Annotated in this window: 16 protein-coding genes and 1 pseudogene; 9 read left to right on the top strand and 8 right to left on the bottom strand. The window is 38.2% G+C overall.

Annotated features, from left to right (window positions below; translation table 11 throughout):
- The first annotated feature begins 141 nt into the window (after window positions 1–141).
- The 3 genes from NLW78_RS04095 (at window position 142) to NLW78_RS04085 (ending at window position 2166) form a co-directional block, all read left to right on the top strand.
- Window positions 142–669, top strand: coding sequence for a CotY/CotZ family spore coat protein (locus tag NLW78_RS04095; RefSeq protein ID WP_254495713.1), 528 nt, complete (start codon window positions 142–144; stop codon window positions 667–669).
- Window positions 670–1221: 552 nt separating this feature from the next.
- Window positions 1222–1560 carry a hypothetical protein gene (locus NLW78_RS04090; RefSeq protein WP_254495712.1) on the top strand — a complete coding sequence of 113 codons (339 nt, stop codon included), beginning with the start codon at window positions 1222–1224 and terminating at the stop codon, window positions 1558–1560.
- Between the two features lie 15 nt (window positions 1561–1575).
- Window positions 1576–2166 (top strand): hypothetical protein, encoded by a 591-nt coding sequence (locus tag NLW78_RS04085; RefSeq protein WP_254495711.1) that lies wholly within the window; start codon window positions 1576–1578, stop codon window positions 2164–2166.
- A 34-nt stretch (window positions 2167–2200) separates the two neighbouring features.
- On the opposite strand, the gene NLW78_RS04080 is transcribed toward NLW78_RS04085, so the two are convergent.
- The 6 genes from NLW78_RS04080 to NLW78_RS04055 all read right to left on the bottom strand — a co-directional run bounded on the left by NLW78_RS04080 (window position 2201) and on the right by NLW78_RS04055 (window position 8577).
- Complete coding sequence (locus tag NLW78_RS04080; RefSeq protein WP_254495710.1) at window positions 2201–2482, bottom strand: hypothetical protein; 282 nt, start codon at window positions 2480–2482, stop codon at window positions 2201–2203.
- Between the two features lie 51 nt (window positions 2483–2533).
- Window positions 2534–3316, bottom strand: a complete 783-nt coding sequence (locus NLW78_RS04075) for a hypothetical protein (RefSeq protein ID WP_254495709.1) — start codon at window positions 3314–3316, stop codon at window positions 2534–2536.
- Between the two features lie 59 nt (window positions 3317–3375).
- On the bottom strand, window positions 3376–7029 hold the full coding sequence (locus NLW78_RS04070) for a multicopper oxidase domain-containing protein (protein ID WP_254495708.1): 3654 nt from the start codon (window positions 7027–7029) through the stop codon (window positions 3376–3378).
- Between the two features lie 19 nt (window positions 7030–7048).
- A complete protein-coding gene (locus NLW78_RS04065) occupies window positions 7049–7354 on the bottom strand; it encodes a hypothetical protein (protein ID WP_254495707.1) in 306 nt (101 codons plus the stop codon).
- 24 nt (window positions 7355–7378) lie between these two features.
- Entirely contained in the window at window positions 7379–7672 is a 294-nt protein-coding gene (locus NLW78_RS04060) for a hypothetical protein (protein ID WP_254495706.1), read from the bottom strand.
- A gap of 122 nt (window positions 7673–7794) precedes the next feature.
- On the bottom strand, window positions 7795–8577 hold the full coding sequence (locus NLW78_RS04055) for a hypothetical protein (protein ID WP_254495705.1): 783 nt from the start codon (window positions 8575–8577) through the stop codon (window positions 7795–7797).
- Window positions 8578–8774: 197 nt separating this feature from the next.
- On the opposite strand from NLW78_RS04055, the gene NLW78_RS04050 reads away from it, so the two are divergent.
- The 5 genes from NLW78_RS04050 to NLW78_RS04030 all read left to right on the top strand — a co-directional run bounded on the left by NLW78_RS04050 (window position 8775) and on the right by NLW78_RS04030 (window position 11618).
- Window positions 8775–9620, top strand: coding sequence for a hypothetical protein (locus NLW78_RS04050; protein WP_254495704.1), 846 nt, complete (start codon window positions 8775–8777; stop codon window positions 9618–9620).
- Window positions 9621–9687: 67 nt separating this feature from the next.
- Complete coding sequence (locus tag NLW78_RS04045) at window positions 9688–10104, top strand: hypothetical protein (protein ID WP_254495703.1); 417 nt, start codon at window positions 9688–9690, stop codon at window positions 10102–10104.
- 13 nt (window positions 10105–10117) lie between these two features.
- Entirely contained in the window at window positions 10118–10582 is a 465-nt protein-coding gene (locus NLW78_RS04040; protein WP_254495702.1) for a hypothetical protein, read from the top strand.
- A gap of 99 nt (window positions 10583–10681) precedes the next feature.
- Entirely contained in the window at window positions 10682–11071 is a 390-nt protein-coding gene (locus NLW78_RS04035; protein ID WP_302328454.1) for a DUF1259 domain-containing protein, read from the top strand.
- A gap of 154 nt (window positions 11072–11225) precedes the next feature.
- Complete coding sequence (locus NLW78_RS04030) at window positions 11226–11618, top strand: hypothetical protein (RefSeq protein WP_254495700.1); 393 nt, start codon at window positions 11226–11228, stop codon at window positions 11616–11618.
- Between the two features lie 51 nt (window positions 11619–11669).
- Here NLW78_RS04030 and NLW78_RS04025 read toward each other — a convergent pair whose 3' ends face one another.
- Complete coding sequence (locus NLW78_RS04025) at window positions 11670–12005, bottom strand: hypothetical protein (RefSeq protein ID WP_254495699.1); 336 nt, start codon at window positions 12003–12005, stop codon at window positions 11670–11672.
- 72 nt (window positions 12006–12077) lie between these two features.
- The gene (locus tag NLW78_RS04020; protein WP_254495698.1) at window positions 12078–12362 is read right to left on the bottom strand and encodes a hypothetical protein; all 285 of its coding nucleotides are present in this window, start codon (window positions 12360–12362) and stop codon (window positions 12078–12080) included.
- Between the two features lie 258 nt (window positions 12363–12620).
- On the opposite strand from NLW78_RS04020, the pseudogene NLW78_RS04015 reads away from it, so the two are divergent.
- Window positions 12621–12701, top strand: a pseudogene (locus tag NLW78_RS04015) (YjcZ family sporulation protein); the annotation flags it as partial.
- Between the last annotated feature and the right edge of the window lie 72 nt (window positions 12702–12773).

The raw sequence follows: 12773 nt of genomic DNA, 5'->3' as shown, positions 1-12773 counted from the left end.
CACTATCGTTACACCATTTTTTTACGAAAAAAAATTATTCTTAATTATCGCAACGCATGACAATCATCCATACAAAAATGTTGCATCATCATATTTTACTAATGTAATCAAAATAAATTTAAAAAAGGAGTGTATGAATTTATGTCCCATCGTAGAAGAAGAGATGATGACGATAGAATCCAGTTTGATGATACTGGGAACTGTGTTTGCGACGTTGTACGCGCGATTGCTGATGCACAGGACAATGTTGTTGATGAGTGTGATGTAAGCTGCAGACGTTCCATTAACAACCTAGTATCTCCAGTAAACCGTAACAACTTAAATACAGTTCCATTCATCCTATACGGAAAAGAATTAGAACCATTTAGAGGGTTCGGTGTTGATTTAGAGAATGATAACGGTACAACAATCTTTGACTGTATCGACAGCTTCATCTTCCGTGTAAACTCTGTAGATGACGACTGCTGCGCAACGCTTGAACTTCTAACTTTCGACGAAGATCAGCCTGATGCACCTGGTGATCAAGCAGGTTCAGACGATGCAGAAGATCCTTGTGAGCAACTTGAAGGTGAAGATGTAAGAGACTTACGTCGCACTGGCGTATGTATTACAGTTGACTTAACTTGCTTCTGTGCAATCTCTTGCTTGCCAGCTGTTGATTTAAGATAATTTCCCTAGTAAAGGAGCCGGTCTTCGGCTCCTTTTTTTATAGACAAACATCTATTTTCATGGAAATAGTGACGCTTGTTCCTATCATGATTAATGATTTTTCATAAAATATAGTAACCTATTATAAAGGGTGACGCTTTATGGGATGCGGTTGCGGTAAAAAAAGAAAAAAAACGTTCAAAAAAGTAGGTTGTTGTTCACTTTGTAATCATCGACATCTTGTTCCAAAAGTCCATTGCCGATGCCGTCGCTTCTTTTTTGATGATCCTTGTGGCTGCAAAAGACATGTTCACCATCCATGTCATTGTAAAAGACATGTTCACCTCAATCCTTGTTGTTTGAAACATCATATGCACCACGATCCTTGTCCCAAACACCACCATCACCATTCACACTGCTGTTAAAATTCATCTAATCACTACAGCGAGGCCTTGTGTAGGCCTCTTTTTTATATAAAGTAAGCTATACTTTTTTACCTATATAATGATGATGGTCCATTCCATTTTTTACATATTTCATAGACTAGTATTGTAGAAGAAAGGAGCAGGATATATGAGTCATTCATTTGATGGATTTTGTAATTGTCAACATCATTGTGACTCCCATCACCCGAATCATAACCAGTTTTGTGCTTGTGGTAGTCATATACGTCATTCAACAATGGATTTTAGAAGAACTCCTTCAAGAACACACACGATCTCACCATTACGAAGAAACAGTGAATGTTTATGCCCCACATGTTCAAGAGGAAGATTTGATAAGCCCGGTAAATTGACACCACTAAGAAGACAAGACGGTCAAAATATGACACAAATGAGTCGTAATTTTCAACAACAAGGCGACATTGTTCGAATGCAAGATGGGAGAAGAAACATTATTTTCGTATTATAAAAAGGAGGAAAGAACATGAGTGATAATTTCTGTTCTTCCTGTGGAAAACCGCTTCGCCACTTTGATGATCATCACGGGCATCATCATGGACACCATGAACATCACCATCATCATGGACACCATCACGGGCATCATCATAAGCGGGATGAGCATTTTTGTGAGCATTTCATTTGTGATGATCACTTCAAAGTCCGTGTAGGGGGACTTACGAGAGGTTTGAATTTTCGCCTGCAACAACTCATCGGTTGTAAGGTTAAAATGACAGTAGAATGCGGCAATGAATGTGAAGACATACTTGCAGAGGTATGTTTCGTTGGACACAATTTTGTCGAAGTAAAACAACTAGAAAAACTAGACCGTCTAGATGACCCATGGGAATCTTCTGATGAATTGATTGAATCTTGTGAACCGGAAGATGAGGGTGATGTGGATGACGAAAAAAAGGGGTTAAGAGAAAGGAAGAAAGAGAAAGAGAAAGAAAAAAAGAAAAGAAGAAAGAAACAGAAAACGATGTTTAAAATTTTCCCAATGGATGCAGTCAAAGGACTAGAGGTTAAAGATGATGAACATTGTGACTGTGAACATGACTGTAATTGCTGTCACTAAGAAGCGCATTTAGGTATCCTAAATGCGCTTTTTTTTATGTATGTTTATGATAATGCTTTTCGTTCACATCCCACATCACACGACCAAAAAGTGTTCCTGCTAACATAAAAATTATAAGAACAAAAATCGTTTTTAAAGGTGTGTTTGAAAGGTCAATAGGTGTTCCAGAGCCATTTGTCCAATGATGTTGAATAAACATAAATAGAATACCAGTAGGAACCCCCCATCCAAGCACGCCATGAATAAGTATGAATTGCTTCATCCCTTTTTGTCGAGTTTTTCTCCACCTAGTAATCCATCTTGTACCTTTTCCCATCATATCTCCTCCTCACATCATTATAAAAGATAAACAAAACAGCTGTCGAATTTACGACAGCTGTTTATATTTTATGAAACTAATTTCTTCTAATAAAATGTTAATCCTCCCACTTTTACGGTTGTTTATGATTAATTCATCCCCAATCACTTCCTCAATTTCTCCTTGTACCGTTTTGTCATTTAATCTAATATCTACTGCCTGGTCTATAATTGTTTGTAAGTGAATTCGTAAAGGCATCTTAAAAAAAATTTGAATTAACTCAGGTGATGCAGAAACAACCTTGCCAAACTGGAATGTAATACATCTTCTTAAACAAGGATCAACATCTATTAATGAATTCCCTTCATGAGAATTAGCAAAACGATTCGTAAGTTTCAAATTACAGACCTTCATATATGGAACAATAATCGCCGACTTACCTTTCCTTAAAAGAACGAAGTCCTGGCCAGCCAAAAACACCCTGCCTTTCAATATTGTATTTTTAGGTTCTTCCCAACGATTACGTTCTTCAGGACCTTCTAGTGCATCTATTTCAACGCTTACCTCTGTCCCGGTTGAACCATTAAACGCTCTCTGCAAGGCACGATTACGTTGTTCTTCTACGTGGTCATCTTCTCCGTTTAATAAGGAAACATCAAGGAGAAATTCATTTGCTGCATGTATTTTCGCCTCTAATGGTTCTAACAACTCCTTTGACAAGCAGGAATTTTCTGAAGGAAAGAGTAATGTTTCAGATCGTTCTGGACAACAGTCTTGCGGAATACAAAAATCGTCATGTCTAGAATCTTCAACTTGATCACAGCAAAACTTCTTATTTTCCACTGAGTCCATTTTTATAACTCACCTCCCCCTCTACATTTTGAAAAGAAGAGGGAACATTGCGCTCCCTCTTACTTTTTTAAAGGTGGTAAATGTTTTTGTAGTGATGGATGGACTCGCATGATTCCCCACATTCCTTGTTCAAGATCCCACATAATGTTTCCAGAACGATACATATAATCACCTGGATAATGATAGTAGCTCCCTGCACCATAGAATAATGCTAAATCAATGGTATGACCTGTAACGATTTCCCCTTCAATGGATTTAATTTTAGAAAATAAATCCTGTTCATCTGAATTCCAATAATGGCCGTGAAGATGGAACGTATGAGCCCTCCGTCGTTCGGATGGATTTACAAGTCTTATTGTAACAGGATCTCCAGGATAGGCTTCATACAGAGGAGTGGAAGGATCACCATGAGCTTTGGAACTAAATAGTTCTTCTAAATCCGGATTACGTTGCAATCGATTGATAAGTCGTTCTGTTCGGTATTGGAATCCTCTTGATCCAAAATCATACGTATCTACTTCATCTGCTTCTTCGTCTGGATCTAGTAATATCCCATCAATAGGATCAACAATAAGCTGGTTTTGCTTATCAACTAACCGTGCTCCGTCATACATTACAAGTCCAAACTCTCTTATTTCCGGTAGGAAAGGGTGTTGCAACACTGCAGACGATCCTTGCTTAATCGGTTGTAACGTATATGGGTTAAGTGCTTTCGTCCCCCTCGGTTCAGCGATAAACATGCCGTACGTGCCAAGGGAGCGGTGATTCCGAATATCTGCCATATCCCACATACCGCAAGCTCCTAACGGTAAATCTACAAACCAACGGTACGTTACAGTTTCTCCTGGTCCAACAGTTTGATCATAATTAAATCCGACTGTTTCCCCTGCTGATGTTTTTACATCATATTGAATTAATTGTGGGTGTAAAGAAATTCGAACAGAAGGTGGATAGAAAGCCTGCTCTTTCACGGGCGGATATGGCCATATTCCATCCTGAAACGGGAATTTATCGAAATCAAGTAAACTTGTTAAATTAACTTCGACGATATCCCCATGATTTGCTCTAATGACTAACGGCTCAGGGCTTAATTCACCAGCCATAATCGCATCCACATCTTCTTCTAAGGCAAACACAATACCAAACGGATCATGCTCTCCCCATTTGCTATATTCAATAGGTGTGTGGAACGCAACAATATCAAAGCGTTTTACTGGTGCATGATTGGGTGCTTCTTCGGGTATTGTGATGACTTCTGCTTTCGGAGGTGGATCACCTGTACATTGTGGTAACGCCTTTGTTCTTGGAGGTGGTGCCTCTCGATCAGGCAATGGAATAAGGGTATCTACTTCCTCATCAAAGGCTCGGATTAGCCCCCATAACCCATTCCAAAGGTCTTCTTCTGTTTCAAACGTCCATAAATAATCTCCGGATCTTGGAACCTCAATCTCAAAAGTAAACGATTCGGATATGCCAATATGCTGCTGTGAAGTAAACTTCGTTTCCATATCTGGTCGCTCTAATCGCCACCTTAAGCCGTGGATATTAAAACTGTGTGATTCCTCGTGTGCACCTTGTAGGAGTCGAACCCGAATTGGATCCCCTTCATAACAGTGTAAAATTGGCGTTACGGGGTCTCCGTTTACATAGGAACTAAAGGAGTATGCAGGGTCGCAATCTTCCCCTAACCGGAATTGAAGGGGTTCACACTTATAATTTACGCCAAATACACCCGGGTCATCTTGAGAACCTGGGAAAGGTGGAGGGTTTAACGGATTGCCATCAGAATCAAATAGTAAAGCAAAATCATGAACCATTAATGCAAGATCCCGGTAATCTGGAATAAGTGGATGAACTGCTGTAACTTGGCAACCATGATCCACTTCTTCTCCTGTTTTTGAATCTAAAAACTTTGTAAATCTCGTATGAATAACCCCTGAGCCAAATAGGCCGTGTTGTTGATGATAATTGGCAAACAAATGATCATGGAAAAACCAAGCCTTTAATTCTACATCAGCAAAATATTCGTACTGAATGGTTTCCCCTGGTAAAACACTAGAGTCATAGTTCCAGCCAACATTCGCACCATCACATACTAATCCGTCAAATTTCACAAAATGGACGTGCAAACCTGCTTCATAAGTTCTCGTTACAAGTTGGAAGGCATCTCCATCTCCAACATTTGGCAATCGATTTGTAAAATTAATCCGTAAACAAGTTCCAGCAGGTGCATGGATAATAAGTGGCTCTGGCTCTTTTTTACCTGAGCGTATATCTTCAATATCTTCGTCTAACACAAATAAACGTCCTTTTGGATCATTCCACCCTTGCCGGTTATATATAAGCGGATGTTCAATGACAGATATATTAAATTCCTTAACAACAGGCGCTTCTGCTATACCACAAGGGTCTGCAAATACTGCACCTGGTCTAGGATTCGGTACTGCTGCATTTCTTTCTAATTCTGTTAAATCTCGCCCTCCAACGACACCCAATGGTGGTCTCGGTGCCTTACACCCAACTTTTCCTGGAATAAAATTCGGAAAACCTGGTCTATCTTGCGTCGGAGCCGGTGGTGCGGGTCGGTCTGGAAGTGGTTGCAACGGCTTAATGGGTACACCGTTAGGATAACATTGGCTCCCATCTTGTAACGTATCAAAGATTCGATTCATCCCCCACATTCCAACACCGAAATGAGGATATAAATGGCAATGAATAATAACGTCACCAAAAGAGCCTTGTAAACTTCCAAGTCCGTATAGTGGTTTTATATCGTACCATGTCTGTGGGCTTACTGACTGGGAATCGAAAATTTCCGATTCAACATTGGTTGGGTCTCGAAACCATTGGTGAACATGATAATGAAACACATGGGTTTCTTTCACACCAGCATGAACGAGACGTATCTTTGCGGGGTCACCTTTATAACCACGTAAAATTGGTGTCGCTGGATCACCAAACACCCACGAATCATGGTGCACTTCCTCACCACTACAATCCGGACAAACAACCCCTTCTTCAAGTAATCGGGCCCTGTTTTCCATCGGCTCATAGCGATAGTTAACCGCATGTGTTGACTCCCGCTCTTGGTTTGTCATTGGGTCCAACGGTTTGTTGCCAGTTAAGTCTAGCGTAGGCATTTGGTCGTGGAAAATCCAAGCGTACTCACGATGTGACGGTAAATACGGATGATGAATGTCTGCGTATAAACCGCTATTCATCGGCTCACCTGTTACTGGATCCGTCCACCACGATCCCCTCGGTTCCACGAACAAAGCCCCAAATAAACCGTTAATGTTTGTTCCACGTTCACTGCTATCCGGAACACCTAAGTCTGAAAATAAATAAACCCCGTCGTGGGTCATTTTTAATCGATATACAATTTGTTCTCCTGGGTCAATAATTGAGTTTTCATTGTTTCCGACATTAGCTCCATCAGATGTCATTACATCATAGTCCGCTTCTTGAAAGTGCATACTTGCAGGAACATGAAGTTTATTTTCAAATAAAATTTCTACTTCATCCCCTACATTAGCCCGGATCACGAGGGGTTCCACTAGGTCTACTGGTGTAAATGGATTCTTTCGTACGAGTTCTTTTACTTTTTGTTCGTTTTCCTTTAACACGTACATCATGCCATGTGGATTGTAATCCCCAAAATTGTTGAGTACAATTCGAATTGGTATGGCAACGACGTGATAAAAACGTTTCAATTGTACTTACCCCCTTTCGTTATAAACCATCTATTAATTCAGGAATTTTTGGTCCATCTTCCCGTTCAATATAAAAGGCTTCAATATGGTGAATGTGAACATGCCAATGTCGATTTTCCAGTTCTGAAACGAATGTCGTCTCGACATCGACAACAACATAGTCTTCCACAATTTCCACAATCGTGCCAATAAATATAAACGGAAATGATGGCGTCAAAATTAACACTTTATGATCTACGCCTGCTTTAAAATGTTCGATTAACGCTTCATCATGAATATTATTTACCGTTGGAAATGACATGTTGGAAAAATTACCATTTGTCAATGTGATACCTCCTAACCAATTCAATTACGCAAGTGGAAAACGATTTTCACAATCAAACTCGGTTGTAAAGTGAGCAATTTTTTCTAGTGGGATACTAAGTGGTATCGGAAATTTAAAAAAAGGGGCATTTACAAGCTTAATGTTTACCGGGTGTAGTGTTAAATAGCCAAGCTCTACTTCTGCAATCTTCCCACAAAATATCGGTCGAAACGTTTGCCCAAACAAATGTAATTGATCGGTATGTGTAATAATTAAAACGTCTTCATCTTGCAACTCTTGTAGCTCACGAAATAGTTCATCTTGAATTTCATGTTCCATTACAATCCCCCCTTACGTTACATTACATCACTTACTCGTGCTTTTTTATAATTGTTATAAAAAAGAATCTCGTTATACACTATTCCAATATACGGAAACTATATAGTTAAAACGTCTAGATCTTAATTCATTTGTCTGAATAATTTTAATGATTGTCGTAATATCGTAAAAAAACGAATCGTTTTTACAAACATCACATCTTCAATGGGTAGCATAAATGTGCCATATATATTTTTCACTTGAATGTCTTGTGATCTCACACCAATTAATCTGCCAAACTTTTTATCTCCTGCTTTCGTATACAACTCAATCCACGTATGCTTCCATGATTGTAAATTTGTATATAAGGTTTCTTCGAAAAACTGTTGTTTTAATATATCCCGCTTTCCAACCGTTTCACCAAAGTTGGTAGTCAGTTTATTGCGTAAATCATTATCGTACAAAAAATGCTGGTGACTGTTGGAATAAGCTGGTATACCAAAAGGGATATTGGCTGATTCAATTGCCTTATAAGGTATCCACAATCGGTCTTTTAAACTCGTTAACATAACAAAGTCCCGGCCAACAGCACTTACTTTCCCTTCAGTATGAATTGATTCAATTCCCCATTTTAAGTACACTTCTACTTGTTGGTTTCGTTTCGATTTGAAAAATTTCCGCAAAGTTAACGTCTTACCCAATTTAGGGTCATGCTTTGCAATGTTAAACAAGTTCGATTTATCCATATATTCCATAAAGAGCCGATTCTCTTCCGTAGACGTACTTGCTGTCGGTGATGTCAGCCCTTCCCCTTTTCTCCGATTCCATTCATTAATGACATCTTCTTTACCCTCTTCTTTTCGTCGTTTTTCTTGTAAAACTTTCATATATTCGTCTAATCTTATGGGCCTCTGTTTTTCTTCCAACTTCACCCCTCCCTCTATAAAATTTCTATATTCATAATTTATGTATTTTCATAAACTTTGCTAAAACAATGGCAACAGGAATAATGTCACATTAGCCCTTTTTTAGTAGGACTTCCTACAAGTCTAGCCAATTCGATGTAGTTCTACATAAACTATTGTATTAAATTGCAACGTTTGTGGGGAAAGGTGTGTGAAACATGAACTGTACATTTAGGGAAATATTCCAAGACGCCGAACTATACCAACATTCTTTAAACAAATTAGAACCAATTCCTACACTCCCAGTTGAAAAGAAAAAATATGATCTTGCATTTATTTTGTATAATAAACAATTACAACCGTTTGAGAACATTACTCATCATAACGAAAATCAATTCGCAGGAACGAAGCTGTTACAATTAAAACATTTCGATCAAAAAAACAATTGCGTCGTATTAGTTCCGTTTCCATCTCACCGCAGTTATTCACCCGTAATCATTCCTCTTACCTCTGTATGTGCAGTACAGTGTTTTTTAATTGAAAAAAAACTCGTAGACCGGATAAAACAAATACCTCGTACAAAAGCAGCAAGTATTAATCCATCTCCAACTAAGGTGAGTTTGTTAACGAGAGCTTTTACTCGACTGTTAACTAGTTCATGGTTCCCTAAAGGAAAGGTTCGAAAAAAGAGAAAACAAAAGCACTACAAAGATGTCGAGAAAATAAGCGAAAGCTTAGATAAACCACAATTAGCGAACAATGAACCACTGGGCCATATTCCGAGTTCTGAGAATAAAAAGGAAATGAGTCAACCCAGGGAGATAAAAGATGATCACAAAGAAATTCATACTGAGGAATCATTTCAAAAAGATAAAATGGATGTATCTATCGGAAAGGAAATGAGTCAACCTAAGGAGATAAAAGATGGTCACGAAGATATTCATCTTGAGGAATCATCTCAAGAAGACGCAATGGATTGTGTAACTATCGAAAAGGAAATGACCTATCGAATTATCCCAATTGATTCCATTAAAGCAATCGAGTATTACATTGAGGATGACTAAGTAAAGTACCCAATCTTTTTCACCTTCATACACTGTATTATATGGAGATAAATACGAGGTGTTTTCAATGGTTTCAACGTTAGGAATAATACTTTATGGTAATTTTGTTCTTTTAACATTTGTCTATTTATATCTTTTCCATATTCGTCGACTTATTGGGTTTCAGTTAGGTATGAATATATCCATCATTGCTGGAGGATTTGTTTCGATTATTACTGGGGTTATTCTCATATATCAATTTCCATTACATTTCGTACCAGTCACAATGGCCTCTACAATTATCGGCTTTGTTGTAGGGGGAATGTTTGGTGCCCTATTTGACTATCAAACATTTCTAACAGGGTATGGAAACGGTTTAATGATGGGGATAATGGCCCCTATGGTTGGTGCATCTGCCAATTCAAGTACATCCTTTATTATATTTATCGAGACCGTATTCATACTCTCCCTAATCGTTATTCTCTCTTCGGCTAAATCAAGTTAACGAGGTGAACATAATGAAGGTCTTATTCATTTTACTTTTCACCATAAACGTCATCTCAACATTTCTATTATTTCGCAGTTTCTACCGAAAGCGAAAATTATTTGATGACCGATTTGGTATGACGATTACAGCGACAGTTACAGTCGTCATTAGTACAATGTTATCTATGCTCATATCCTTCATTACGTTAGCTCCTTTTATTACAGTGGTTGTAATAGGTGTATTGATTGGTGCTTTAATCGGAATCTCGTTTGGATGCCTTGTTAAATTTCAATCGGTTGTAACTGGCTTCACACATGGGACCATTGGCGGTTCAATGGGAGCAATGCTTGGTTCTGTTATCCAAGATCCTACATTATGCAGTCTACCATCATCTTACCTTCAGGAAGTTATGAAAAACATGATTTATTTCAGTATGTTCGGAACGTTTTTAATCTTCATGACAATCATCCTCATATCATATACGATGAAAGTATAAGTTTTGCTTTTCCGTTGAATTCGTTTACTCCTTTATCAAATAGAATCATAAACTATTGTAAATAGAAAAGGAGGGAATTCTATAGTGGAATGGAATGATATGAAACGTTTATGTCGCCGTTTTGCTAGAATATTAGACGGTCAAGGTAGTGTAACGGAAAATGGAGTGTGTGTAGTAGAACGTTCACGTAATTTACGTTTTACAATTGAGGGGATTCCAACTCGTTCTCCACTCGTTGTTCCACAACTATTCTCGTTCGAACGAAAAGGACGCACATTTTTAAACTTAGGTGAAACGGTAGTATTACAGCGTGAAGTGAACCCACTTTTACGGGAATTAAAAAGAAGAGACATTACCGTTACAGCATTACACAACCATTGGTTGTTTGAAGAGCCTCGCGCAATGTATTTACATTTCCAATCTACTGACGATGATCCCATTACATTCGCGAAAAAAGTAGCTGAATCTTTTCGTGTCCTTGAACATTAATAGAAAGGAGGGATTGCCGTGTGGAAACACAAAGAATCACGTCTACTGAAAAAGCCAAGAAGACGTGTTTATGTTACTCTTCAAAACGGAGAGCAGATTTATTGTAAAAAGTTATGGCAATTGGGAGAGACTATCCTAAAAGGACACACGAATTATGGAAAAAATATGTTTCCACGTTCAGGATGTAAAGGCGATAACTACAAAACGATATAGTTCAGCTAGGGATATGAAACCGAAGAATATAGCTAAAGAAAAATCCTCCAACGTACCTTCCCCTCAAAAGGAAAGTCCTCCTATGGAACCAAAAACATCTAAACACAAAGAATGCTCTCCCAATGAATCAAAAGCACCTGTTCGAGTAGATAGCAAACCGACTGAATCAAATGCAACTTCTCACAAAGTAGGAACTCCATCCCAACCTGTATTAACGAAATCAAGTAACATCCATGAGCAAAAAGGAAAATTTTCAAAGAGAATAAACAAGTTACGAAGTCAAAACGGGAATGCAAGTATAGTTAATAGCGGCAATAGTTATATGTCAACGTAAAAGCGCTTGGTTTCCCATGCGCTTTTTTTCATTATGATATAAAAAATTTCATCAATCTTCCTTTTCCCCGTTTTGGAGGGATTTTATCAACCCTTCAAACATATTTCGATTGTCTTCCATTTGTTTTTCTAACCTTGTCATTAACGTTTCTGCATCCAAGTTTGTTTTCATTTTATCACCGATCATATATTGAAAGAAAAGAACGAGGGCATACGCAATTCCTGTATTATCAACATAGACAATACCATTTCCACTCTGCTTCACTGTTGAATTTCCGTTTTCATTCCGTAAATCGTTCGTAATCGGACCTAGCATTTGATCTACATATTCTCTCACTCTATCTTCAATTAGTTGGTCAATATATGCCTTTATTTGATCTTCTTTCACTTCTTCACCCTCCTTTCATACTTACGTATGTATATAATAGGGAAACGTGTATTCACGTTCCCCCTAATGAGATTAAGATTGACGACCTGTATTTGCATTTGCGTCAGCTAAGACACCAGCAAGCGCATTTGCAATTTCGGATTCAAATTCTGTTTCAACTTTAGCGTTTCCACTGTTTTCTAGATATGCGTTTCCGTTTTTCATTTCTACTTTCATTTTTTGGTCTGGATCAGTTATTTGGAAGTTTTCTTGATTTTGTTTTTGTCTTACTCTTTGGATTGCGACTGCAATCGCTTCCGCTAAAGCTTCAGGGCTTAAGAAACCACCATTTCCTGTACCACCATTAGGACCACTCATTCTGTTACCCTCCTTTCTACTTTCTACTCCACCATATGTGTTTTATAAAAAATAGAATGTGCACTTACTATAGAATAAGAAAATTATGCCAATAATCACGAATAACAACATAACTTTTTTCGATAATCTGGGTATACGTCCATACACATATGGAGAAAATGCCATAGGATATGAGTGTAAAATCCCTACGGAGGTGAATAAATAATGCACTTCGGAAGTTATGGTGGATACAATGCTTGTGGTTACGGTTATGGATACGGCGGTTATGGAAACGGATTTGCCTTAATTGTCGTATTGTTTATCCTGTTGATTATTGTTGGTGCAGCTTATTACAACTAATATTCCCGCTATCGTATACAGCCTCCAATAATAAAAAAACGCCCCTTGCTTTTTGCGGCAAGAGGCGTTTTT

It is taken from the genome of Salirhabdus salicampi (assembly GCF_024259515.1).
Classification (GTDB): Bacteria; Bacillota; Bacilli; order Bacillales; family Alkalibacillaceae; genus Salirhabdus_A; species Salirhabdus_A salicampi.
The sequence above is the reverse complement of the archived record's forward strand: the minus strand, read 5'-3'. Positions and strand labels throughout refer to the sequence as shown.

Coding starts and splice junctions, on each gene's coding strand:
- NLW78_RS04090 (WP_254495712.1), top strand. CDS start 1,222: ATGAGTCATTCATTTGATGGATTTTGTAATTGTCAACATCATTGTGAC.
- NLW78_RS04035 (WP_302328454.1), top strand. CDS start 10,682: ATGAAACGTTTATGTCGCCGTTTTGCTAGAATATTAGACGGTCAAGGT.
- NLW78_RS04075 (WP_254495709.1), bottom strand. CDS start 3,316: ATGGACTCAGTGGAAAATAAGAAGTTTTGCTGTGATCAAGTTGAAGAT.
- NLW78_RS04095 (WP_254495713.1), top strand. CDS start 142: ATGTCCCATCGTAGAAGAAGAGATGATGACGATAGAATCCAGTTTGAT.
- NLW78_RS04080 (WP_254495710.1), bottom strand. CDS start 2,482: ATGGGAAAAGGTACAAGATGGATTACTAGGTGGAGAAAAACTCGACAA.
- NLW78_RS04020 (WP_254495698.1), bottom strand. CDS start 12,362: ATGAGTGGTCCTAATGGTGGTACAGGAAATGGTGGTTTCTTAAGCCCT.
- NLW78_RS04030 (WP_254495700.1), top strand. CDS start 11,226: ATGGAAAAAATATGTTTCCACGTTCAGGATGTAAAGGCGATAACTACA.
- NLW78_RS04045 (WP_254495703.1), top strand. CDS start 9,688: ATGGTTTCAACGTTAGGAATAATACTTTATGGTAATTTTGTTCTTTTA.
- NLW78_RS04050 (WP_254495704.1), top strand. CDS start 8,775: ATGAACTGTACATTTAGGGAAATATTCCAAGACGCCGAACTATACCAA.
- NLW78_RS04040 (WP_254495702.1), top strand. CDS start 10,118: ATGAAGGTCTTATTCATTTTACTTTTCACCATAAACGTCATCTCAACA.
- NLW78_RS04085 (WP_254495711.1), top strand. CDS start 1,576: ATGAGTGATAATTTCTGTTCTTCCTGTGGAAAACCGCTTCGCCACTTT.
- NLW78_RS04060 (WP_254495706.1), bottom strand. CDS start 7,672: ATGGAACATGAAATTCAAGATGAACTATTTCGTGAGCTACAAGAGTTG.